Annotated in this window: 19 protein-coding genes; 8 read left to right on the top strand and 11 right to left on the bottom strand. The window is 67.4% G+C overall.

Going from position 1 to position 23,378, the window contains the following annotated elements; all coding sequences use genetic code 11:
• Positions 1 to 81 precede the first annotated feature (81 nt).
• Positions 82 to 588 carry a hypothetical protein gene (locus tag ABZ382_RS02095; RefSeq protein WP_357082544.1) on the top strand — a complete coding sequence of 169 codons (507 nt, stop codon included), beginning with the start codon at positions 82 to 84 and terminating at the stop codon, positions 586 to 588.
• Positions 589 to 909: 321 nt separating this feature from the next.
• Here the strand turns inward: ABZ382_RS02095 and ABZ382_RS02090 are convergent, their stop codons facing one another.
• Genes ABZ382_RS02090 through ABZ382_RS02080 form a run of 3 tightly spaced genes read right to left on the bottom strand, consistent with a single transcriptional unit; the run spans position 910 to position 4,097 of the window.
• Complete coding sequence (locus tag ABZ382_RS02090; RefSeq protein ID WP_357082542.1) at positions 910 to 1,509, bottom strand: hypothetical protein; 600 nt, start codon at positions 1,507 to 1,509, stop codon at positions 910 to 912.
• Positions 1,506 to 2,885, bottom strand: coding sequence for an NtaA/DmoA family FMN-dependent monooxygenase (locus tag ABZ382_RS02085; RefSeq protein WP_357082539.1), 1,380 nt, complete (start codon positions 2,883 to 2,885; stop codon positions 1,506 to 1,508). The genes ABZ382_RS02090 and ABZ382_RS02085 overlap by 4 nt, the downstream gene beginning before the upstream one ends.
• Before the next feature lie 12 nt (positions 2,886 to 2,897).
• Complete coding sequence (locus ABZ382_RS02080; protein ID WP_357082536.1) at positions 2,898 to 4,097, bottom strand: LLM class flavin-dependent oxidoreductase; 1,200 nt, start codon at positions 4,095 to 4,097, stop codon at positions 2,898 to 2,900.
• Positions 4,098 to 4,312: 215 nt separating this feature from the next.
• On the opposite strand from ABZ382_RS02080, the gene ABZ382_RS02075 reads away from it, so the two are divergent.
• A complete protein-coding gene (locus tag ABZ382_RS02075) occupies positions 4,313 to 5,140 on the top strand; it encodes an NADPH-dependent oxidoreductase (RefSeq protein ID WP_357082533.1) in 828 nt (275 codons plus the stop codon).
• A gap of 81 nt (positions 5,141 to 5,221) precedes the next feature.
• Positions 5,222 to 6,019, top strand: coding sequence for an SDR family oxidoreductase (locus tag ABZ382_RS02070; RefSeq protein WP_357082530.1), 798 nt, complete (start codon positions 5,222 to 5,224; stop codon positions 6,017 to 6,019).
• A gap of 42 nt (positions 6,020 to 6,061) precedes the next feature.
• Here the strand turns inward: ABZ382_RS02070 and ABZ382_RS02065 are convergent, their stop codons facing one another.
• Both ABZ382_RS02065 and ABZ382_RS02060 read right to left on the bottom strand, forming a co-directional pair.
• Positions 6,062 to 7,819, bottom strand: a complete 1,758-nt coding sequence (locus ABZ382_RS02065; RefSeq protein ID WP_357082527.1) for a family 2A encapsulin nanocompartment cargo protein cysteine desulfurase — start codon at positions 7,817 to 7,819, stop codon at positions 6,062 to 6,064.
• On the bottom strand, positions 7,749 to 8,678 hold the full coding sequence (locus ABZ382_RS02060; protein ID WP_357082524.1) for a family 2A encapsulin nanocompartment shell protein: 930 nt from the start codon (positions 8,676 to 8,678) through the stop codon (positions 7,749 to 7,751). Before ABZ382_RS02060 ends, ABZ382_RS02065 begins: the two co-directional genes overlap by 71 nt.
• 252 nt (positions 8,679 to 8,930) lie before the next feature.
• On the opposite strand from ABZ382_RS02060, the gene ABZ382_RS02055 reads away from it, so the two are divergent.
• The 3 genes from ABZ382_RS02055 to ABZ382_RS02045 are packed head-to-tail and all read left to right on the top strand — an operon-like array spanning position 8,931 to position 15,271.
• Positions 8,931 to 10,094 carry an ROK family transcriptional regulator gene (locus ABZ382_RS02055; protein ID WP_357082521.1) on the top strand — a complete coding sequence of 388 codons (1,164 nt, stop codon included), beginning with the start codon at positions 8,931 to 8,933 and terminating at the stop codon, positions 10,092 to 10,094.
• A gap of 48 nt (positions 10,095 to 10,142) precedes the next feature.
• The gene (locus tag ABZ382_RS02050) at positions 10,143 to 11,501 is read left to right on the top strand and encodes an LLM class flavin-dependent oxidoreductase (RefSeq protein WP_357082518.1); all 1,359 of its coding nucleotides are present in this window, start codon (positions 10,143 to 10,145) and stop codon (positions 11,499 to 11,501) included.
• Positions 11,498 to 15,271 (top strand): ABC transporter ATP-binding protein, encoded by a 3,774-nt coding sequence (locus tag ABZ382_RS02045; protein ID WP_357082515.1) that lies wholly within the window; start codon positions 11,498 to 11,500, stop codon positions 15,269 to 15,271. The genes ABZ382_RS02050 and ABZ382_RS02045 overlap by 4 nt, the downstream gene beginning before the upstream one ends.
• Positions 15,272 to 15,380: 109 nt before the next feature.
• On the opposite strand, the gene ABZ382_RS02040 is transcribed toward ABZ382_RS02045, so the two are convergent.
• From ABZ382_RS02040 to ABZ382_RS02020, 5 genes are read right to left on the bottom strand one after another with little or no spacing between them, the layout of a single operon-like run.
• A complete protein-coding gene (locus ABZ382_RS02040; RefSeq protein WP_357082512.1) occupies positions 15,381 to 16,445 on the bottom strand; it encodes an LLM class flavin-dependent oxidoreductase in 1,065 nt (354 codons plus the stop codon).
• Positions 16,442 to 17,206: an ABC transporter ATP-binding protein gene (locus tag ABZ382_RS02035; RefSeq protein ID WP_357082509.1), complete on the bottom strand. Its 765-nt coding sequence runs from the start codon at positions 17,204 to 17,206 to the stop codon at positions 16,442 to 16,444. Before ABZ382_RS02035 ends, ABZ382_RS02040 begins: the two co-directional genes overlap by 4 nt.
• Positions 17,182 to 18,036, bottom strand: a complete 855-nt coding sequence (locus ABZ382_RS02030) for an ABC transporter permease (RefSeq protein WP_357082506.1) — start codon at positions 18,034 to 18,036, stop codon at positions 17,182 to 17,184. Before ABZ382_RS02030 ends, ABZ382_RS02035 begins: the two co-directional genes overlap by 25 nt.
• A gap of 3 nt (positions 18,037 to 18,039) precedes the next feature.
• A complete protein-coding gene (locus ABZ382_RS02025; RefSeq protein ID WP_357082503.1) occupies positions 18,040 to 19,095 on the bottom strand; it encodes an ABC transporter substrate-binding protein in 1,056 nt (351 codons plus the stop codon).
• 48 nt (positions 19,096 to 19,143) lie between these two features.
• On the bottom strand, positions 19,144 to 20,130 hold the full coding sequence (locus tag ABZ382_RS02020) for a TauD/TfdA family dioxygenase (protein WP_357082500.1): 987 nt from the start codon (positions 20,128 to 20,130) through the stop codon (positions 19,144 to 19,146).
• 797 nt (positions 20,131 to 20,927) lie between these two features.
• On the opposite strand from ABZ382_RS02020, the gene ABZ382_RS02015 reads away from it, so the two are divergent.
• A complete protein-coding gene (locus tag ABZ382_RS02015) occupies positions 20,928 to 21,734 on the top strand; it encodes a hypothetical protein (protein WP_357082497.1) in 807 nt (268 codons plus the stop codon).
• 255 nt (positions 21,735 to 21,989) lie between these two features.
• Here ABZ382_RS02015 and ABZ382_RS02010 read toward each other — a convergent pair whose 3' ends face one another.
• Positions 21,990 to 22,337 (bottom strand): DoxX family protein, encoded by a 348-nt coding sequence (locus ABZ382_RS02010; RefSeq protein ID WP_357082494.1) that lies wholly within the window; start codon positions 22,335 to 22,337, stop codon positions 21,990 to 21,992.
• Between the two features lie 91 nt (positions 22,338 to 22,428).
• Between ABZ382_RS02010 and ABZ382_RS02005 the strand changes: the two genes are divergently transcribed.
• Positions 22,429 to 23,301: a sigma-70 family RNA polymerase sigma factor gene (locus ABZ382_RS02005; RefSeq protein ID WP_357082491.1), complete on the top strand. Its 873-nt coding sequence runs from the start codon at positions 22,429 to 22,431 to the stop codon at positions 23,299 to 23,301.
• Positions 23,302 to 23,378 lie beyond the last annotated feature (77 nt).

The raw sequence follows: 23,378 nt of genomic DNA, 5'->3' as shown, positions 1-23,378 counted from the left end.
CCGGTTATCGGGACAGGCCTCCGTGGGACACGGCTGTTGGCGTAGACCGAAATGGCCCGGGCGGGTCGTTAGGCTTCCGAAATGAACAGCTGGATCGTCGAGGGAAGCGCGGTCGACAAGCAGGATGTGGTGCACCTGATCGTGGACCTGCACAGCACTGGCGATTGGACGCAGCGATGCACGGGGCAACCCGCCAAGCCTGAAACGGTGCCGGGGCGGGCACGCTGCCTGCGTTGTGCGCTCAAAGCCGCGGAGGCGTTCCGTCTCGGCGAACAACCATTGGATGTCGTCCAAGAATGGATGCGAGTCGATCACACAGCTCTGCCACGTCCGGCTTCGATCCGCCTTCCGGCACCCGAACGGCGGACGACTCCGCCGGGCCCGGCCGAACCGAGAAACCAGGACCTCGTGCTGGATCTGGCAGATCCGGACCTGCGGTATGTCATCACCGATTCCCTCGCGAGATGGGCTGCGTACCAACGTCGCAAAGCCCGCGCCGAACCGGACACAACCCTGACCGCAACCCGAAACCGCTGGGCCGACCTCGCGGACACGGTCCGGGTCCGCGCTGTCATGGGAAGCGACTGAGCACTTGGTGACGTGCTGGACTCAGCGCCGCGGTTCATCGAGCATCATCGATGTCCGCCGAGCTGCCGGAGTACACCGTCGCCGTGCCGCCCGCCACTGAGGCGTGCACCGCGACGCAGAAATTGACCCCCCAGTTGGCGGGCCGGGGGTTCAGCCGCGGCCGAGCAGGGTTCCGCCGTTGATCTGCAAGATCTGGCGGGTGGTCCATCCGGCTTCGAGTTCGGGGGTCAGTCCCTCGGTCCAGAACTCGGTGGCGGGCACGAATCCTGGTGCGACTACGGCAGGTCGTGTCGTGTTCCCTCTCTAGAGTGGCGAACACCCTCAGAGTGTGAGGATCCGTGCTCTTTCATCAGGGGTGGCGTGGGCCAGATACCCGCCGGTGAATCGTTCATCCGCGGTGACCTCTTTGCCGATCGGTGTCGGAAGGTAGAGCTCGGAAGGAGATTCGGGCAGCTCGATCTCGGCCAGAACCAGACTGGTGAGGTCGTCGTGGAACTCGTCGACGACAAAGGTGTGGTGGCTGACCTGCCAGACGTGGCGAGTTTTACGCAATGTTGCAGCGGGTAGCCGGCAGAGCTGGTTGTACTCGGCCTCGTCGAGGTAGATGTTGGTGATTGCAGCTGTGGATGGGGTGTTCTCGTCCGGGCGGACCTTCTGACAGAGCTTGTAGACGACCTGCGAGCCGACTTGGACGCGCCGCAATCGGAGCCGGGTACCGCGGATGTAGCGATCCTCGATGAACCGGGGGTCCGAGGCGTCGGCCGGTATACCGGTGAGCAGGAAACGCCTCTCGCTCTCGATCTTGGCGTATTTTCCCAGTCCCGGCCGCCGGAGCCAGTTCGCCACATCAGCGTTGACGTCCGCGGTGGTATCGGTCTTGGTGTTCGGATCGCGATCGAGCCGGCTCTGGACTGGATTCACCCCGCGGCGCCCGCATTCTGGCGATCGGAGCTCACGGAGCGGACCGGTGGCAGGCCGAGGTTGTCGCGCAGCGTGGTTCCGGTGTAGTCGGCGCGCAGCACACCTCGGTCCTGGAGCAACGGGACCACCTGGTCGACGAACTCGTCGAGACCCGATGGCACCAGGTGGGATCCGAGGATGAAGCCGTCGGAACCGTCGTTGGTGACGAATTCGTCGATGTCTCGCGCCACCTGGGCCGGGGTGCCGACCAGGGGGCCGCGTTCGAACTGGTCGATGACCACCTCGCGCAGGCTCAGCTTCTTGGCCTCGGCGACTTCGCGCAGTCGCCGCGCGGTGGCGAAGCGGTCCTGGTGAACGAACGCGCGGCCCTGGATGATCGGCGCGGCATCGGGATCCGGATCGATGGCCGGCACCGGGCCGTCGGGGTCGTAGCCGGACAGGTCGCGGTTCCAGATCTGTTCCAGCAGGATCAGCGCGGTCTGGCCGGTGACCTGTTCGTTCCGGATGGCGTGATACTTCTCGACCGCTTCGGCTTCGGTGTCACCGAGTACGAAGCTCGCCGAGGGCAGAATCTTGATCTCGTCGGCCGAGCGGCCCGCCGCCACCGCGCGCGTCTTGATGTCGCGGTAGAACTCGGCCGCTTCGGGCAGCTCGCCGTAGGGAGAAAAGATGGCGTCGGCGTTCGCGGCGGCGAAGGCCCGGCCCTGCGGCGAGACACCTGCTTGCAGGATCACCGGCCGCCCCTGTGGGCTGCGCGGCACAGTGAACCGGCCGGCGATGTCGAATTGGGTGCCGTGGAAGGCGAATTGCCCAGCGTCGGCGCGGGCCAGGAATCGACCGGAGTCCTGGTCCGCTACGAGATCGTCCTCGCTCCATGAATCCCACAGCGCACGTACGGCATTCAGGGTTTCCTCGGCGCGGGCGTAGCGGTCGGCCGGGTCGAGGTAGCCGCCGCGCCGGAAGTTCTGGCCGGTGAACGCGTCGAAGGAGGTGACCACGTTCCACGCGGCGCGTCCGCCGGAGAGATGATCGAGGCTGGCGAACTGGCGGGCGAGTTCGTAGGGCTGGTTGAAGGTGGTGTTGATGGTGCCCGCCAACCCGAGGTGCTCGGTGACCGCGGCGAGAGAGGCCAGCACGGTGAGGGTGTCGGGACGGCCGATGATGTCCTGATCGAAGATCTGCCCGGCGCGCTCGCGCAGAATGAGTCCTTCCGCGAGGAAGAAGAAGTCGAATCTGCCGCGTTCGGCGGTGCGCGCGGTGTGCTCGAAGGTGGCGAAGTCGATCTGGCTGCCGGCTTGGGGATGCCACCAGGCGGTGTGATGGTTCACCCCACCCAGGTAGGCGCCGAGGATTACCTGCTTACGGGATGTGCTCATGGGTGACCTCGCTCAGGTGTTCGCGTATCGATTGGGGACGTCGGTGGGCAGGCCGAGCAGACCCCGCAGGGTGGTCTCGCCATATCCGGTCCGGAACCGGCCGCGGCGTTGCAGGATCGGCACCAGGACGTCGGCGACGGCGGTCAGATCATCGACGGCCACCCCGGGGCGCAGGCGCACGCCGTCCACACCGGCGTCGTGCCATGCGATGAGCAGATCTGCCAGCGCTTCGGCGCTGCCCGCGAAGATCGCTGCGTCGGAGCGGAATGTGCTGCCGAGCAGGGTGTCGAGGCGAGCGAGTCGTTGCGGGCCCGTCGCATCGTCGGTATCGAGGAACACGACCAGGTCGGCGTAGACCCGCAGCGGATCGCCGTCCCGCCCGACGCGTTCCGCCGCGGCTGCCACTTGACCCAGCAGTGGAGCGGGCCCCTCGTCCAGGGTTGGGGTGACGAATACCAGATCTGCACCGCGGGCCGCGAATTCGTAGATCAGTGGGGCGTGTGCCAGGGCCGTCACCACCGGCTGACCTTGTGGCGGGCGCGGTGTGATGGAGGGGCCGCGCACGTTGAAGAAGCTCCCGTGGAAGTCGACGTAGTGCAGTTTGCCGCGGTCGATGAAACGCCGGGTGACGACGTCACGGATCTCCGCGTCGTCTTCCCAGCTGTCCCACAATCGGCGCGTCACCTCGACGACGTCGGCTGCCTCGTCGAACAGTTCGCTCACCGCCGGCGGGAACCGGCCCGAGGTGACGGCTTCCGCCAGTTCGGCGGTGCTGAGGTCCGCGATGGCGCGCCGGCCGAAATGGCTTGCCTCCTCCGTGGTTCCGGACACCCGGGCCTGCCATCCGGCCCTGCCGCGCGAGGTGTAGTCGAGCGTGGCGATCGCCTTGGAGACGTGGAACGGCTCGGTGTGCGTGGTGGTGACGACCGGGACGAGCCCGAGATGGCTGGTCACCGGAGCCAGGCGGGCGGCGATCAGTTCGGCGTCCAGGCGGGCTCCGACTCGGTCGACTGCGCCCTGGGGTGCCGATGGCACGGTCAGGGCGTCCTCGATGGTCACGAAATCCAGGAGTCCGCGTTCGGCGATAGCGGCGAGGTCGGTCCAGTAGCGTGCGCCGAACAGGTCGGCGGGCCGGGAGTTCGGTTCCCGCCAGGCGGCCGGATGCCAGCCCGCGCCGTCGAGCGCCGCGCCCAGGTGCAATGGTGTCGCCATAGTCCTCGGTTTCCGTTCTCGTGCCTCGCACCACGCCGGACCGGCGTGCGCCCCTGTCACGCACCTTGGCCTGCGACCCTCGCCGCGGTCAATGGTTGAGATCAGGCTGAGTGTGCGGAAATACGTTGGCGGAAAATTGAATTGGCCGCGCGCTTTTCGGCTCGAGGTGCGGTCAATGCCTGACTCGGACGATCGTGGCGGCCACGATACGCGGTATGACTCAGATCGTCTCTTCCCCGGATCAGCTGGTGGCGCAACGCTATCGAGACCCCGAACCGGCCTCGCCCCCGGAATGGAATCCGGTGCTCCAGGTGCTGCACGAGCGTCGCTCGATACGCCGCTACCTCCCCGATCCGGTGCCCGACGATGTGCTGCGCGTGATCGTCTCCGCAGCTCAGTCCGCGCCGACCTCGTCGAATCTGCAGGTGTGGAGTGTGATCGCGGTGCGCGATCCCGAGCGCAAGGCACGGTTGGCCGCCCTCGCCGGCGATCAGGAACACATCCGGCAGGCCCCGGTGCTGCTGGTCTGGACGGCGGATCTGGCCCGGCCGCGCGGGCTGGCCGCCCAGCGCGCGGTCCCGCTCGAGGGAGCCGATTTCCTGGAGTCCAGTTTCGTGGCGTTCCTGGATGCGGCGCTGGCCGCGCAGAACGCGGTGACGGCAGCCGAATCCCTGGGCCTGGGCACTGTCTACATCGGTGCGATTCGCAACAACCCCGAGCAGGTTGCAGCCGAGTTATTGCTGCCACCAGGGGTTTTCGCGGTGGTCGGCCTGGTCGTCGGGGTCCCGGACCCGAGCGAGGACGCACGCGTCAAACCGCGGCTGCCGCAGGCTGCCGTTCTGCACGAGGAGACCTACGACGAGAGCGGTCAGGTCGAGCATGTCGGCGAGTACGAGGCTCGGATCGCCGCGTTCTACGCCGAACAGAACCTGGCGCACTCCTGGGTCGGCCGGGTGCTGGAGCGGCTGGGCTCGCCCGCCGCGCTTCAGGGCCGCGACCGGTTGCGCGACCACCTCACGGCCCACGGATTCCCGCTGCGCTGATCCGCCCTGGACATGGCGAATTCGGATCAGCCCGAGCGGGACCGGTGCCGAACCGAAGCCGCGCTGATTACCGTCGGCCCGGTGAATCTGGATCTCGAGGGAAAACGCGCCATCGTCACCGGCGGCAGCCGCGGCATCGGATTGGCGATCGCCCGCGGGCTCGCGGCGGAGGGCGCGGACGTGGTGATCGCCGCCCGCACCGCGGAGACGCTGGAAACCGCCGCACGCGCTGTGGCCGCGGAATCGGGTCGGCGCGTGATCGCGGTGCCGACCGATACCGGCGACGACGACCAGGTAAGGGAATTGGTGCAGCGCACCGTCTCCGAGCTGGGCGGCGTCGATATTCTGGTGAACGCTGCCGCGACGCCGTGGAGCGCGGGCGCGCCCGCCGACCTGGCGGCCACCGGCGACGACGTCGTGCGGCGCGAGGTGGAGATCAAGGTGCTCGGGTACCTGCGCACCGCCCGCGCCGTCGCGCCGCACCTGGTGGCGCAGGGCTGGGGCCGGATCATCAATATCAGTGGACTCGGTGCTCGCCAAGCCAATTCGATCGCCCAGACCGTCCGCAACGTCGGTGTCTCGGCCCTGACCAAGAACCTGGCCGACGAACTGGGGCCGCACGGCGTCAATGTCACCGTGGTACACCCCGGACTCACCCGGACCGAGCGACTCACCGAGCGTTTGGGACAGGAATCCGCGCGCACCGGCCGGCCGGTCGCCGAGCTGGAGCAGGAAGCGGCACGAAACTCCTTGCGGCGCATCATCGACGCCGAAGAACTCGCGAACGTGGTGACCTTCCTGGCGTCACCGCGCGCGGTGGCCATCACCGGCGACGCCATCGCCGCGGGCGGCGGCGTGCCGGGACCGGTCTACTACTGACGAGGTCGGCCCGGCCAGGCCACCCTCGTCGGGTTCGACTGCTCACCTGCGTGCGCGGGCCAGCTGATCGACCGCGGCGATCATGCGGTCGATCTCGTCGCAGGTGTTGTAGAAGGCGAACGACGGCCGCACCGTGGCCTCCAGGCCGAAACGGCGCAGAATGGGCTGCGCGCAGTGATGGCCCGCGCGGACGGCGATACCCTTCTCGTTCAACGCTTTTCCGACCTCGATCGGCTCGTACCCGGCCAGGACGAACGACAGCACGCTCGCCTTGTCCGCCGCGGTGCCGATCAGCCGCAACCCCGGGATAGCCGCCAGCCGCGGCGTGGCGTACACCAGCAGGTGATGCTCGTAGCGGGCGATGTTCTCCATGCCGAGCGTCTGGACGTAGTCGATGGCCGCGCCCAGGCCCACGGCGTCGGCGATATTGCCGGTGCCCGCCTCGAGACGGCCGGGTGGGGGCTGAAACAGCGACCGCTCCACGGTCACGTCGCTGATCATGTTGCCGCCGCCCTGCCACGGTGGAAGATCCTGCAACACCTCGGATTTGCCGTACACCACGCCGATGCCGGTCGGGCCGAACAGTTTGTGCCCGGAGAACACGAAGAAGTCGGCATCCAGCGCCCGGACGTCGACCGCGGTGTGCGGCACCGACTGCGCACCGTCGACCACGGTGACCGCACCGGCCCGCCGGGCCTGCGCCACCACCTCCCGGATCGGGGTGATGGTGCCCAGTGCGTTCGAAACCTGGCTCACCGAAACAATTTTCGTGCGATCCGACAGCAGCCGCGTGTATTCGTCCATCCGCAGCTGCCCGGAGTCGTCGACCGGGACGACCCGCAGCACCGCGCCGGTCTCGGCGGCCACCAGCTGCCAGGGCACGATGTTGGCGTGATGCTCGAGGTGCGAGATCAGGATCTCATCACCCGCGCCCAGATGCTTGCGGCCCCAGGTCTGGGCGATGAGGTTGATGCCCTCGGTGGCCCCGCGCACGAAGACGATCTCCGCCGCCGATGCCGCGCCGAGGAAGCGCGCGACCGTGGATCGCGCATTCTCGTAGGCATCGGTGGAGCGTGCGGCCAAGGTGTGTGCGGCACGGTGGATATTGGAGTTCTCGTGCTCGTAGAAGTAGCTCAGGCGATCGATCACCGCCCGCGGCTTCTGCGTGGTCGCCGCATTGTCGAACCACACCAGCGGGTGCCCGTTGACGCGTTCACGCAGGATCGGGAAATCGTTGCGGACCGCGTGCACGTCGAAGGCGGGATGGGGATCGGACACGCGCTGCCCGAGGCCCTCGCCCAGGAAGTAGTACGGCGAATCCGCCGGGGCTGCTGTGGGGGCTTGCGGCCGATCCAGGAAATAGAAGGAGGGGCCACCAGGCGCAGACGGAGGATCGGTGAACCGGGTCGGGGAGAGCGGAACATTCAACGACGGCAGCATCGGCTGCCGGGGGTCGGTGTCCACCCGACCCGCGCCCGGATGCGGAGCCCATTCGGGCACAACCGGTTCCGGTGTCCGGCCACCCGGTGGCGTACTAGCCGCAGCAGCGTCCGGCGGCCCGGCGGCGACGGGGGTGCGGGGCGGGGCCGCGAGGGCGTCCATACCAGGCGACCGCGTCGTCACCGCGGAGAAGAACCCTCCGGCAAGACGATTCAGCGTTGCTTCGTCGGGCAGCAGCCCCGCCCACTCCGGTCCCGCCGCAACGCTTGGCCTCGGCGGAACCGGTGTGTCAGCGGTAGGTCGGGGCGTAGTCATGGAACTTGTCCACTTCAGCGCCGTCGAGCAGCGCGACCGCGTCATCGGTCAGCACCGCCAGCGAGCAGTACAGCGACACCAGGTAGGACGCGATGGCGCTGCGGTCGATTCCCATGAACTTCACCGACAGCCCCGGACCCTGCTCCCCGGCCAGCCCCGGCTGATACAGCCCGACCACGCCCTGGCGGGATTCTCCGGTCCGGATCAGCAGGAACTTGGTCTTGCCGCCGGTGACCGGCACCTTGTCCGACGGGATGATCGGGATGCCGCGCCAGGTCAGGAACTGGGAGCCGAACAGGCTCACCGTCGGCGGCGGCACCCCACGGCGGGTGCATTCCCGTCCGAAGGCGGCCACGCCTTCCGGGTGGGTGAGGAAGAACCCGGGTTCCTTCCATACCTTGGCGATGAGGTTGTCCAGATCGTCCGGGGTGGGCGGTCCGGCGATGGTCGAGATCCGCTGCTTGTCAGCGGTATTCGCGATCAGCCCGTAGTCCGGGCTGTTGATCAGCTCGCCTTCCTGATGCTCCTTGATGGCCTCGATGGTGAGCCGGAGCTGCTGGGCGATCTGGTCGTGCGGGCTCGAATACAGGTCGGAGACCCGGGTGTGCACATCGAGAATGGTGTGCACGGCCTTGAGCCGATACTCGCGAGGGGACTTGTCGTAGTCGATGAAGGTTTCCGGCAGCGGGGACTCGTCGTAGTTGTCGCATTTGATGTCGACGGTCTGCTCGTGGGTCACCCGGTTGCGCCGGTAGATGCCGGCCTCCACCGGTATCCAGTTGAGCAGATGAACCAACCACCGCGGAGTGATCGACTCCATCTGGGGAACGGTCTTGGTGGCATTGGCGAGTGTCCTCGCGGCCTCGTCGCCCAATGCCACCGGCTGTGGAACAGCACTTGTCATGAAAACCGCCTTCATTTAGGCAAATCCACCGTTACCGGTGCGGCAATGCTAACTCCGCCACGTCGTGCTGTCCTGGCGAGATGGGCGATGGGCGTGTCTGTTGTCTCGGCAAATTGTGAGAGATCTGAAACACTGGCTTAACGGATTCGATCTTTCGCGGTAAAGGGAACGGTCGAGGTTGTCGCGCGGGATTGGGATTCCGGTGAGCGCAAGGGTTCTCCACGTGCGCGCGATCGGCTTGGCTGGACGGTGATGAGTCAGGACAGCAGTGCGGGCGCGGTGCTGCGCGCCGTGCTCGCGGAGGGCAGCATGCCGCGCAGCATGATCGCTCGCGCGGCCGGGCTGTCGCCCGCGACCGTCACCGCACGGGTGCGGGAGCTGAGAGCGGCCGGGGTGCTGAGCGAACTGCCGGAGACCGCCTCGGCGGCGGGGCTGGGTCGGCCGCATTCGCCGCTGGTGCTCGATACCGGCGGCAATGTGGTGATCGGGGTGCATATCGCCGCCGAGCACTGCACCGTCGCGGTGCTGGATATCGCTGGGCAGGTGCGGCTTTCGCATCGCGTGCCGCATCTGGGCCAGGATCCGGAGACGATTCTGGCGGCCGCGGCGGACGAGGTCGGGCGCTTGCGCGCGGAGCTCACCGAGCGAGTGCTCGGGCTGGGTGTGGCGATCGGCGGCTGGGTGGACAGCCCGGCCGGGTCGGTGGTGGCGCACGGCACTCTGCCGTGGCGCAATGTCGCTGTGCGCCAGTACTTCTCGCAGCAGACCGGATTGCCGGTGACCGTGGACAGCCACACCCGGGCGCTCGTGCACGCCGAGCAGTTGTTCGGGCAGGCGCGGCAGGCGTCGGCGACGGTGGTGCTGTTCGCGGGAAACGTGATCGATGTGGCCTTCGCGGTGCACGGCCGGGTGCACTACGGCCCGCGCTCGGCGGCAGGCGCCATTACGCGGCTGGTACGCGGCGAGCCGGAGTCGGCCATGGCCGACTGCACCGATCGGGCACTGCTCGCGCGCGCGAGACGGATGGGCCTGCCCGCCGAGAGCATTCCCGATCTGATCCTCGCCGCCGGCGCGCATCCCGGAGCGCGGGCGATCTTCGTCGACCGTGCCCGCGCGCTCGGTCAGGTGGTGGCGGTGGTGGTCGACCTGCTCGATCCCGATTCGGTGGTGATCGTGGACACGGCGCTGGAGCGGGTACCGGGGGTGCGTGCGGCATATCTGGACGCGGTGCGCCGCTTCTCGACCTGCGAACGGCCCGAGCAGATCCTCACCGGATCCTCGTTCTTCGGGCGGCTGCTCGAGACCGCGGCGGGAACCGTGGTGCTGCAGCGGCTGTTCACCGATCCACTGGCGGTGATCGCGGACGCCGAGTCGGCCGCACGGCGCAGCATCGAATTCGATTCGCATTTATTTTAAGTCGAACGAATATTGCCCGGCAGTAGCCTCGTCCGCGAAGGTCGAGTCATGGCAGCTCACACATCATCGAAACAGTTGCATCTCAATGCTTTTCTCATGTCCACCGGACATCACGAGGCATCCTGGCGGTTGCCGGAATCGGATCCCTACGCCAATACCGCCATCGAGCACTATGTGAATCTGGCGCGCATCGCCGAGCGCGGCAAGCTCGATTCGATCTTCTTTGCCGACAGCCCGGTGCTGTTCGGCGACACCGGTCGCCGTCCCGCCGGGGAACTCGAGCCGACGGTGCTACTGACCGCCATCGCCGTGCAGACCTCCCGCATCGGACTCATCGCCACCGCCTCCACCAGCTACAACGAGCCCTACAACCTGGCACGGCGGTTCGCATCGGTGGACTGGGTGTCGGGTGGGCGCGTGGGCTGGAACATCGTCACCACCGCCGGCGCGGACGCCGCGCGCAACTTCGGGCTCGACGACGTGCCCGATCACAAGCTGCGCTACGAGAAGGCCGCCGAGTTCGTCGATGTCTCGACGAAACTGTGGGACAGCTGGTCCGACGACGCGGTCCTGGCCGACAAGGCCGCGGGAATTCACACCGATCCGAACAAGGTCCGCAAGATCGACCACGCGGGCCGGTTCTTCAAGGTCGCTGGGCCGCTGAACGTCCCGCGCGCACCCCAGGGCTACCCGGTGCTGGTGCAGGCCGGATCGTCGGAGGACGGCAAGGAATTCGCCGCTCGCTACGCCGAAGCTGTGTTCACCGCGCAGCAGACCATCGAGGACGCGATCGAATTCACCACCGACCTCAAACGCCGTGCGGTCGCGGCGGGCCGCGATCCCGAGACCGTCAAGGTGCTGCCCGGCATCGTGCCCGTCATCGGCGACACTCCCGAGCACGCCCGCGAACTGGAAGCCGAACTGGAACGATTGATCTCTCCGGAGTACGCCAAGCGCCAGCTCGCGCGGACCTGGGGCGTGCCGGTCGAGGATCTTGATCTCGACAGCGAACTGCCCGTGGATCTGCCCACCGAGGACGACATCCAGGGCGCGAAGAGCCGCTACACCCTCATCGTGAATCTGGCTCGGCGCGAACGGCTCACGCTGCGCCAGCTCATCGCGCGGCTCGGCGGCGGCCGCGGGCATCACACCTTCGCCGGGACCGCCGAACAGGTCGCCGATCACATCGAGGAATGGTTCACCCGCGGGGCGGCCGACGGATTCAACATCATGCCTGCCGTGCTGCCGTCGGGCCTGGATCGCTTCGTCGACGAGGTGGTGCCTATCCTGCAACGGCGCGGGCTGTTTCGCACCGAGTACACCGAGACCACCCTGCGCGGGCACTACGGTCTGCCGCGCCCGGCCAACCGATTCGAAGGGGCCGACGCGCTCGTGGTCGCCGGATGAGTTCGAGCTCCGAACCGGCCGGCTGGCTCCGATATCTGCTGCAGCGGTGTGCCCGCCATCGCACCACCGTGGTGATGGCGTGTGTGGGCGCACTGGTGTCCAACCTGCTCACCGCCGCGCTACCGATGCTCGTACGCCACATAGTCGACACTCTCACCGTGACCGCGGATTCGGTGCTGCCGTGGGTGCTGGTGTTGCTGACCCTCGGGATCATCCGATTCGCGGCCGGATACGGGCGCCGGGTCGGGGCGTCTCGCCTGTCGCTGGATGTCCAGCACGGTCTGCGGCGTGATCTGTTCGCGGCGCTGCTGCGGCTGGACGGGCGGCAGCGATCGGGGCTCTACACCGGGCAGGTGGTCAGCCGCGCCATCACCGACGTGACGTTGATTCAGATATTCCTGCAACTGCTTCCGCTGGTCGCGGGCAATGTGGTGCTGCTGGTGGCCTCGCTGGCGCTGATGGCGTCGATGTCGCCGCTGCTCAGCGCAATCGCTCTGCTGGTGGTGCCGGCACTGTGGCTGATCACCGCGCGCAGTCAGCGCTCGCTGTTCCCCGCCAACTGGGATGCGCAGGCCCGCGCGGCGGAGGTCGCCATGCGGGTCGAAGCGGCGGTGAGCGGAGTGCGCGTGGTGAAGGGTTTCGGACAGGAAGCCCACGAGCTGGACGCACTGGCCGCCTCGGCGCGAGTGCTGTACCGATCGCGCTTGCGGATCGCCCGGCTGACCAGCCGGTTCACGCCTGCCATGCAGGCGGTCCCGGCGGCCGGGCAGACGCTGGTGCTGGTGGTCGGCGGATTGCTGGCCTTGCGGCAGTCCATCACGCTCGGCACGTTCTTGGCGTTCATGACCTACCTCGGGTCCTTCGTCACACCGATCCGCATGTTCTCCATGCTGCTGACAGTGAGCCAGCAAGGACGGGCCTCGCTCGAGCGCGTGCGCGAAGTCATCGAGACACCGCAGTCGAGCATCGTGCGTGACACCGTGGCGGCGGGTACGAGCGGGGTGGACCGGGCTCCGGGTATCGAATTCCAGGGTGTGCGTTTTGCTTTCGACGATGCGCCGGCCGTGCTCGACGGGCTCGACCTGACGGTGCGCCCTGGAGAGACCCTCGCGGTGGTAGGTGCCGCCGGATCCGGCAAATCGATCCTGGTGCAGCTGCTGCCTCGGCTCTACGATCCCGATTCGGGGCGAATTCTGCTGAACGGCACTGATATTCGTGATCTGGGTGGCCTGCGCGGCGATATCGCCATGGTGTTCGAGGACGCCGCCCTGATGGCAGACTCTGTGCGTGCGAACGTCACGTACGGCCGGGCGGATGCCACCGACGAACAGGTCCGGCACGCACTATGGCTGGCCGCGGCCGACGAGTTCGTGGCCGCGCTGCCCGAGGGCCTGGATACACCCGTCGGTGAGCGCGGGCAGCGCTTGTCCGGTGGGCAGCGCCAGCGACTCGCGCTGGCCCGCGCCCTCATCACCGACGCTCCGGTGCTCGTGCTCGACGACGCGACTTCGGCCATCGACGCGCAGGTGGAGGAACAGATCTTCGCCCGCATCGCCGCCGAGGTGCGTCAGCGCACCACGATCGTGGTGGCGCACCGGGTTTCGACACTCGCGCTGGCCGACCGGGTGGCGGTGCTCGACGGTGGCCGGGTAGCCGAACTCGGGACCCTGCACGAGCTGCGGGAGACCGGTGAGCAGTTCCATCACCTGTTCACCCCGCCCGATCTCGCATCCCTCGCGAGCGGACTGGGTGCTGCCACCGATCCCGTCCCCACGGCCGCGCTGTGGCGGCATACCGTGGTGGGGGTCGATGAATCGCGCGCTTTCGAGCAGATGGCCAAGGCGTTCTCCCAGCGCGCCGCCGGTGCGCCCGGGGCCATGGGAGCGCACGGGGGCGGCGGCATGATGGCGGGTGTGCCGCCCGGCGGTGACATCGACGCCCTTCTGGCTCGGCTGCCGGAGGCCACCGGGGAACCCGATGTGCCCGAACACTTTTCCCACACTCCCGATCCGCGATTCGATCTGCGACGGCTGCTGTGGCCGTTCGCGTTACCGCTGCTGGCGGGGCTCGGGCTCGTCACCCTCGACGCGGGCGCGCAGATCCTGATCCCGTTCCTGGTACGCTACGGCATCGACCGGGGTGTGCTGGCCGGGGCGCGCGACGTACTGCTGCTGGCGGCGGCCGCGGCGCTGACGGTCGTGGTCGTGGACTGGGCGATCACCGTCGCTCAAGTCCATGTGATGGGTCGGGTAGGAGAGCGATTGCTCTATGGCCTGCGGGTCAAGGTCTTCGCGCACCTGCAACGACTGGGCTTGCAGTTCTACGAGCGAGAACTCGCCGGGCGCATCATGACTCGCATGATCACCGACGTGGACGGGCTGTCGACGTTCCTGCAGACCGGGCTGGCCGTCGCTCTCACCAGCACACTGACCGTCGGCGGTGTGGTGCTGGCGCTGGTGGCGATCGACGGGCGACTGGCGCTGGTGGTGCTGGCGCTGCTGCCGGTGCTGGTGATCGCGACGATCGCGTTCCGGCGGGCCTCGGTGCCCGCCTACAACCTCGCCCGCGAACACGTCAGCGCAGCCAACGCCTACCTGCAGGAGAACGTCGACACCATCGCCGTCATCCAGGCATACCGCCGCGAGGCGCTCAATCGGGCCGAATTCGAGCGCCGCTCCTGGGGTTACCGCGACGCGCGGCTGCGCAGCCAGACGCTGATGGCGTTGTTCTTTCCCTTCATCGAGATCATGTCGTTGATCGCGACGGTCGCCGTACTCGCCGTCGGCGTGCATCAGGTGCGCGAGAGTGCGCTGACCGCCGGCACTTTGATCGCGTTCCTGCTCTACATCGACCTGCTGTTCGCGCCGATCCAGCAGTTGTCGCAGGTGTTCGACAGCTACCAGCAGGCGGTGGTGGGTGTGGAACGCCTCGGCGGGTTGCTGCGCGAGCCCGTCACCACGCCGGACGCACCCGATGGGCGAGCCGTGGAACGGCTCTCGGGCGAGATCGAGTTCCGGAATGTCGGCTTCGCGTACGACCCCGCCGGAGCGCATGTGCTGTCGGGAATCGACCTGAGGATCGAGGCCGGACAGAAGGTGGCGGTCGTGGGCGAAACCGGTTCGGGCAAATCCACCTTGGTGAAACTGCTTGCCCGCCTGTACGACACGACCGACGGGGCGGTACTCGTCGACGGTGCCGACATCCGTGGCTACCGCCTGCGCGACTATCGCAAGAGACTGGGGGTCGTGCCCCAGGAACCGTTCCTGTTCGGCGAGACCGTCGACGCCGCGATCGCCTACGGCCGGCCCGACGCCACCCCTGCCGACATCGAACGTGCCGCCCGCGCCGTGGGCGCCCACGACATGATCGCCGCCCTCGACCACGGCTACCGCCATCCCATTGGAGTCCACGGGGCCGCTCTGTCCGCGGGCCAGCGCCAGTTGCTCGCCCTGGCCCGAGCCCAGCTCGTCGACCCCGACATCCTCATCCTCGACGAGGCCACCGCCTCACTGGACCTGGCCACCGACGCTCGAGTCCGCGCCGCCATCGACGTGCTCGCCACCGGCCGCACCACCATCATCGTGGCCCACCGCCTCGCCACCGCCGCGGACGCCGACCACATCGTCGTCGTAGGTCGCGGCCGCCTCCTCCAAACCGGCCGTCATCCCGACCTGCTTCGTACCGAAGGCCCCTACCGCGCCCTCTGGTCCGCCTATGTCGGCGACACCGATCAGCCCCTCACCAACGCGGGCGGACGAGTCGAGCGGTGAGCACGTGGTCGGGCGCGCTACGCCGCGCGACCACTGCGAGAGTACGAGAACACCGGGGTGGGAGCCGAACTCGGCTCCCACCCCGGTATGGCGCGTCCCGGCCCGGTGATCAGTCGCGCAGCAGGGGCAGCAGCCCCGTGCCCTGGCGTTCGATCTCGGACAGGTAGGGGGTGTCGGACAGGACGAAGTGGGTGATCCCCAGGTCCGCGTACTTGCGCAGCGACTTGGCGACATCCTCGGCGGAGCCGACCAGCCAGGTGGTGCCCGCGCCGCCCCCGCCGAAGCGTCCGGGCGTGGTGTACAGGTTGTCGTCGAGGACTTCCCCGCGCGCCGCCAGATCGAGCAGTCGTTGCTGTCCGACCGCGGTCTCGCGATCGCGGTCGTTGTGCCAGGTATGACCGCTGCCGGCCAGTTCCGCCACCTTGGCTTCGGCGTCCGCCCACGCCTGCTCGGTGGTGTCACGGACGAATGTGGTGACCCGCAAACCGAATTCGAGCGGGGCGTGCTCACGACCCAGCCGGTCGGCGAGGTGTCGCAGGCGTTCGATGCGCTCGCGGACTCCTTCGAGCGGCTCACCCCAGAACAGCTGGACGTCGGCCTCGGCGGCGGCCACGCGTTCGGCGGCTTCGGACGCGCCGCCGAAGTACAAGGTGGGATGCGGGCGCCCCTCGCGGGGCGTAATGCGTGGCACCACAGTCGAATCCGTCACCTGGTAATGCTCCCCCCGATAGGTGACGTGCTCTTGGGTCCACAGCTTGCGCACCAGCTGAAGGAACTCCCTGGTCCGCCCGTAGCGGTCTGCCTGGTTCTCGTCGGCGGCCCCGTAGGCCCCGAGATCGTCCTTGCCCGAGACGATGTTCACGCGCACCCGGCCACCGGACAGGTTATCCAGTGTCGCCGCGGCCGTCGCGAAATTCGCGGGGTGCCAGTATCCGGGTCGGATCGCGACCAGCGGTTCGAAACGGCGTGTGCGCGCCGCGAGTGCGGTCGCGACGGTGAAGGTGTCCGGTCGGCCCCACCCGGTGCCGAGCAGCGCTCCATGCCAGCCGTGCTGCTCGAGCGCCAACGCCTGTTCGGTCAGGGTCTCGAGGCTGTTGTGGTCGTCGCGGACGGTGTCCCCACGATGCCCGGCAGAGACCTGATTGGGGATGTACCAGAGGAATTCGAGACTCATCGGGCCAGGTCCTGACTCGATTCGGCGGCCGTGCCGGGACCGACGCCGAGCGCGCGCAGCAGGTGAACGCGGTAGTCGGCCAGGTGCTGGTCACCGTAGGCGCGCGGGTGAGGCAGGTCGATGACGATGTCCTCGCTGATCACGCCGTTGTCGAGGACGACCACGCGGTCGGCGAGCACGATGGCCTCGTCGACATCGTGGGTGACCAGCAGCACGGCGGGGCGATGGCGCTGCACGAGGTCTCGTAGCAGTTCGTGCATCTTGATCCGGGTGAGCGCGTCCAGCGCGCCGAAAGGTTCGTCGGCCAGCAGCAACTCGGGTTCGTTGACCAGGGCGCGTGCCAGTGCCACCCGCTGCTGTTCACCGCCCGAGAGCTGATTGGGCCAGTCGTGACCGCGGCCAGCCAAGCCGACCTCGGCCAGGGTGTTGTCGGTACGAGCCCTGGCGTTCCGGATACCTGCGGCGCCGAGAACGACATTGTCCGCCACCCGCTTCCAGGGCAGCAGCCGCGAATCCTGGAAGGCGACAGACACTCGCGCGGGAACCTCGAGACGCCCGGAGCCTTGGACACCGTGGTCGAGTCCAGCCAGTGCGCGCAGCAAGGTGCTCTTGCCCGATCCGCTGCGGCCGAGCAGCGCGACGAACTGTCCCGCAGGGATGTCCAGGTCGATGCCGTCGAGGATGATGCGGTCGCCATAGCGGCGAGTGAGCTGCTCGACGCGAACCGACGAGCGGGTCAGTTGCTCAGTGAGCGTCGCCATGACAGCAACCTCCGTTCGATGGTGCGGACCACGAGATCGGAGAGGTATCCGAACCCGCCGTAGATCAGCAGACCGACCGCAATGACGTCGGTGCGGCCGTAGTTCTGCGCCTGGAACATCATGTAGCCCAGGCCGCTGGTCGCATTGATCTGCTCGAGTACCACCAGGCCGAGCCAGGACGCCGTGACCGCCAGCCGCAGGCCGACGAAGAAGCCCGGCAGCGCACCGGGAATCACCACGTGGCGGATGAATTGCAGCCGATTCTGTCCCAGCACCTCCGCCAATTCGACGTAGCGGGAATCGATTCCGATCAGCGCGGCCTGCAGGTTGAGGTAGATCGGGATGTAGACCGCGATCGCGATGATGGAGATCTTGAAGCTCTCACCGATGCCCAGCCACAGGATGAACAACGGAATCAAGCCGAGCACCGGGATGGACCGGTTGATCTGAACGGTGCCGTCGATGAACGCCTCACCCCAGCGAGACAGTCCCGACAGCAGGGCCAGCCCGACCCCGATCACCAAGCCCAGTCCGAATCCGCGGGCGGCCCGCCACAGCGAGGTCTGCACATCGCCGAGCAGCGTGCCGCTCGACCACAGGTGGCCGGCGGTCTCGACGACTTCCCACGGGCTGGGCAGGATTCGTGGATCGAGGGCGCCGGTCACCGAGGCCAGCGACCACACCGCGATGACGGCGATGGGGCCCAGCAGGCTACCGCCCCGGATCCGCGTGCCCGGGCCGAGACGGCGCACGGTCCGGCGGGTTTCGGCGGCGACCACCGGGCGGCGGCGCACACCGGGAAGTATGGGTTTGCTCAGTGCGATCGTCATCGGTCAGCTCCGGTAAGCCGAGGCGACAGCAGGCGACGCGAGGCCCTCGAAGCGGCGATCGAAGACCTCCTCCGCTTTGAACGGCTTGACGAAACCGCCCGCCGCCAGCAGATCGATCGTCTCCTGCTCCCACTTGATCGCCTCGTCCCAACTGGCGGGCAGCAGTGGCCTGCTGGTGAGATCGACGATCTGGTGGCCGGCTTCGGCGCTGAGGCCCTGGCTCTTGACGTAATACTCGTCGACCCACTGGTCCGGGTGCTCGTACTGCCAGACCAGTCCCTTCGCCCACACTGGGATGTAGGCGGCCAGCGCCGCCGCCTTGGCGGCGTCACCGAGCACCGTCTGCGGCGCCCACAGAATGTTGAGCAGATCGACCACGTCGGTCTTGATGGTGTGCGCTCCGTCCTTGCCGTATTGGTTCAGGTAGCCGGGCACCTGCGAGATGGCCAGCGGCGCGATATCGACCTGACCGGCCTGCAATGCGGTCAGGAACTGGTTGCTGGTCAACGGAACCAGCGTGACGTCCTTCTTCAGGTCCAGGCCCGCCTGCTTCAGCGCGCGCAGCAGCACCACGCCCTGCGCCTGTCCCTGCGAGAACCCGAGTTTCTTGCCCTTGAAGTCGGCCACCGACTGAATGTCGCTGTGCGGCTTGGTCGCGAACACGTACTGCGGTTTGCGGGTCAGATTGACGGCGACGATCTTGGCGTCCAGACCCTGGAAATGGGCCTGGATGGGCGGGATCCCGGCATTGTTGCCGACATCCAGGGAGTTGGCGCGGAAGGCGTTGATCACATCGGGTCCCGCCCCGATGTTCGGCCACGACGACACCGTGAACGGCAGGTTCGAGGTCAGCCCGGCGAGCTTCAGCTGCGTTTCCGTCGTCCCCAGCGAGGAGGCGATGGACAGGGACGTGCCGGGCGGCACCGCGGTGGGCAATGCCGCGTCGGCGGCCAACGCCGGTCCCTTCGGGCCACTCGAGGAGCAGGCGGCCAGGACGAGAGCGACGGTGGCACCCGCGAACGCGGTGAGTACCCGACGTCGAATGAAATTCGTTGTCACTGAGGTTATTTCCTTGTATGAGAGACGGAGCCGGGTACTCACCCGAGTTCAGGCGACCTTCACGTTTGCGACGGCGCGGAATTCCTCGCCCTCGACGATCTCCGAGACGAAGCCGTCCGGGCCGACGGGCCGGTCACCGATGAGGGTGACGCGGTGCAGCACCCGATCCACCTCGAGGTGCCCGATGTCCTGCGGCCCCAGGTGCGTGGTGGCTCGGTTGTCCCAGAACGCGACGCTGCCCGGCTCCCAGTGGAACCGCACCGTGTACTCCGGCCGGGTCAGATGCTCGAACAGCAACTCCAGCACCTTGCGGCTCTCCGCCGCCGACAGCCCGAGAATCCGGGTGGTGAAACCGGGATTCACGTAGAGCGCCTTCTCCCCGGTCTCCGGATGGACCCGGACCACCGGGTGATGCGAGACCAGCAGGTTGGCTTTGATCCGGCGCGAGAGTTCGTCTCCCTCGTCGCCGCGCTCCTGCCCCGCCAGGAACCGGTGCTCGGCGCGCAGGCCGTCGACCAGCGTGCGCAGCGGCTCCGAGAGGCCCTCGTAGGCGGCGACCTGGTTGCTCCAGGTGGTATCGCCGCCGAACTCGGGCACGGTCTCCGCACGCAACAGCGACGCGGCCGGCGGGTTCACCGCGGCGGTGACATCGGTGTGCCAGCCGCCGTAATAGGTGTACTGCCGCTTGGTGTACCGGTCTTCGAAGCTCTCGCCGTACTTCTGTTCGTAGCGGTGTGGATCGATGGTGAGGATCTCCGGGAATTCCGCCGGCGGCGCGTCCTCGTGGGGATGCGCGTGCGTCAGCTCACCGAACTGGCGGGCGAACGCGATCTGCTCGGCATGCCCGATGCGTTGATCGCGGAAGAAGATCACCTTGTACTTCAACAGCTTCCGGCGAATCTTGGCCACCGTCTCCGCGTCCTGAGGTTGCGACAGATCCACCCCGTGGATCTCCGCGCCGATATGCCCAGCGAGCCTGCGAACGGCAATCCCATTTGCTTCCGTGACTTTTTCGGAATCGACAACAGCAGTCATTGAACCGGCCTTTCTGGATGGGTTCGAAAATGTTCACCCGCTTCTTTGCGCGGGCATGGAGAATCAGCCGCTCGCTCGACGTCTCTGGAGCCAGATACGGTCGCGAGCAGCAGATGTGAGCAGTTTCGGCCGGATATACCCGGCCGGCGATCAGCGTCGACAGGTACCGTGCGGTGTGCGCATCAGATCGATCGCACGCCGCCGCGTAAGAAGTCTCAGCACAAACACCTCCCTGCACATTCTGACGGAGAACGCACCCGCACCGTCGATGTCACACAGTGTGATGCCCGAATATGGTTGCAGCAAGACGTATTTCACAATATGGAAATCACCTCGAGCAGAATCCTGCACCAGCGTCGACGCCACGCGCGGGTGCGGACCGTTCACGAAAACTGTACGAATCTGCACGGACGAATCGATTGTTCGATCCTCGCCCCCGGTGCAGACTCCACCTGCGCGTTCGTCGCGCTGCCGGCCAACTCCCGGATCGACGATTGGAGGGCGAGCGCCGCGATGAACCTGAAGTGTGCACAGGCGGACCAGGGCATCGTTGCAACGGCCGGCGAGAGCGGCTGCTATCCGAATTCCGCGCGATGGCGCAACCCGAGCGACTCGCCTCGTGAGACCGGCAGCCCGGCGATCGGAGATACGCCTCACCGCCGCTGTCCAGGGTTTTGCTCGGACGAACCGAATATGCTTGCGGTGGGCGAGTTTCGGACGTATCACATAGGCCAGGTTCTCGGCATGGGTTGTAGTACCACCGGGTGCGGACCGGGTGTCGAGAGAGAAGACCTCACATGGCTGACGGTGTGCTGCTGGATACGAACGTGTTGTCCATGTGGCACAGCGGCACCTGTGAGGTGTCGGGACCTGGACCCTACTACGCGAGTACGACGACGCTGCAGGAGCTTTACAGCATGCAGTCGTTGCAAGGCTGGGGTTACCGGTACTTGCTGCCTACCCTGGCACGTCAGCACCTGGGCGGGTTGTCGGACGCGGAACACCTGGTCGAGGTCCATCGTGCCCATGTGCTCGAAGGGCGAGCGGGGCGGACGCGCACGGACAAGCTGCTGATCAACTTTCCGGCCCGGCTGGCGAGTCATGGGTTCGCCGCCTACGTGGAGAAGTCGCACCAGGCCTTGGCGAACGCGCAGAACGCGCGGGCGTTCGGGCTCATCGAGGCGGTGGCGTCGGTGGCGATCGACCGCAGTATCGGGCGGGTCGTCGGTGTACGGGCGAGGTTCCTCGGCGACGCCGAGGTCGCGCCGTTGCCGTTGACCATGAGCGAGGTCGCCATCGCCGTGGATCTGTTGCAGGAGGTCCTGCGCGCGGGTGTCAATCTCAAGCGCAACCGCCGCAACTCGTTCAACGATTTGCTGATTCTCGCGACCGCGCTGCGCTGGGGTCTGCGCCTGCGGACCGGCGACCGACTACTGCTCGAGCTGGCCGTGCGCGCCGGCATGATCCCGACCGATGACGCGGACGGCGTCGTGAGCCTGATGCCGCCGGACGCGATTGCCGGAGCCCCGGATTCACCCGAGTCCAAGCGCTACATCAACACTCGGTGGCGAGCCCGACGCCGGCTCGGCCAGCATCGGCGTTGAACGAGACGGCCGGAGTTCCAAACCGATTCCCTCGCGAGATGGGCTGCGTACCAACGCCGCAAAGCCCGCGCCGAACCGGACACAACCCTGACCGCAACCCGAAACCGCTGGGCCGACCTCGCGGAGACGGTCCGGGTCCGCGCCGTCATGGGCGGCGACTGAGCACTCAATCCGCCCTGACCAGGCGCGAACTGTGGGAATCAGCAGCTCGCGGGGGCGTGGGATGAAATTGGGACTGAGAACCTACAGTTGCCGTCAGGTCAGCGCGTAGAGCACGACTGAGCCGACCGCCAGTGCCAGATAGGGCAGGGGATAGCCGATGTCGCTGTACGCGCGGGCACGCAGCACCACCGCGAGTGCGCCGAGGAAGTACAGGACGAGGCCGACTCCCGCGGCCAGCCCCAGCGGTGCGATCGCGAGCCCGGCGAGCAGACCCAGCGCCCCGCACGCCTTGATCGCGGCCAGTGGATACAGCGTCCAATCCTGGATGCCGTAGCTCTTCATGTTCTGACGTACCCAGTCGGCACGGAACACATCCATACCGCTGGCGATCAACGCGGCAACGGCAGCGGCCAGGGTGACGAGGACATAAGCGGTGGACATCGAGTGCAACCCTCCTGTTTCGGTGCGGGATCCGGTCGGTGATCATGGATCCGTCGACCATGTGACGAGTGCCCGAAGGAAAAGGTGACCGATGCAGACCCAGGACGTCCTCGCACGGCGTTTCGAGGCGCACCGTAGCCAGCTCCGGGGGCTCGCATACCGCATGCTCGGGTCGGCGGCCGAGGCCGACGACGTCGTGCAGGAGACGTGGCTGCGGCTGGCGAGGCAGCATGAGGAGCCCGCCAACCTGATCGGCTGGCTGACGACGGTGGCCTCCCGCATCTGCCTCGACCTGCTGCGTTCGCGCGCCGCACGCCGCGAGGATCCGCTGGAGCTGCTCGGCGAACTCGGCGACACCGCCTACGATGCGGAACCGGAACACGAAGCGATGCTGATCGATTCGGTCGGGCGGGCCCTGCTGGTGGTCATGGATAGGCTCGGCCCCGACGAACGCGTGGTCTTCGTCCTGCACGACCTGTTCGCGGTGCCATTCGAGCAGATCGGCCCGATCGTCGGCCGCACGCCCGCGACGGCGAAGAAGCTCGCCAGCCGCGCGCGGCAACGTACCCGCGGCGAATCGAACTCGACGACAACCGAACTCGCCGAGCAACGCCGAGTGGTCGAAGCGTTCCTGGCAGCCGCGCGCGGAGGCGACCTGACGGAGCTGCTCGCCGTGCTCGCCCCCGATGTCATGCGTATCGCCGACCCCGCCGCCCTACCCCCGGGCCTGGCGGCCGTCGTTCGCGGCGCGCAGGCGGTAGCCAAGGAAACCGTTCTGCTGCAGCGCCGTTCGCAGGTTGCGGCGCTGGCTTTGGTGGACGGCGCGGTGGGCATCGTGGTAGCGCCGCATGGCGGGTTGCTCCTCGCATTGACCGTTACGGTGCGGGACAACACGGTCGTGAGCTACGAGGTGATCGCAGATCGCCACCGGTTGCGCGAACTCACCATCGCGGCGCTTCCGTGACTGGAGGTCCGGGGAATCTGGTTGGAGGGCGTGTAGGACCGCCACCGTCTGCGGGCGGCCTGCCCTGCACCGACGCG

This window comes from Nocardia sp. NPDC005825, from assembly GCF_040630175.1.
Taxonomy (GTDB): domain Bacteria; phylum Actinomycetota; class Actinomycetes; order Mycobacteriales; family Mycobacteriaceae; genus Nocardia.
The sequence above is the reverse complement of the archived record's forward strand: the minus strand, read 5'-3'. Positions and strand labels throughout refer to the sequence as shown.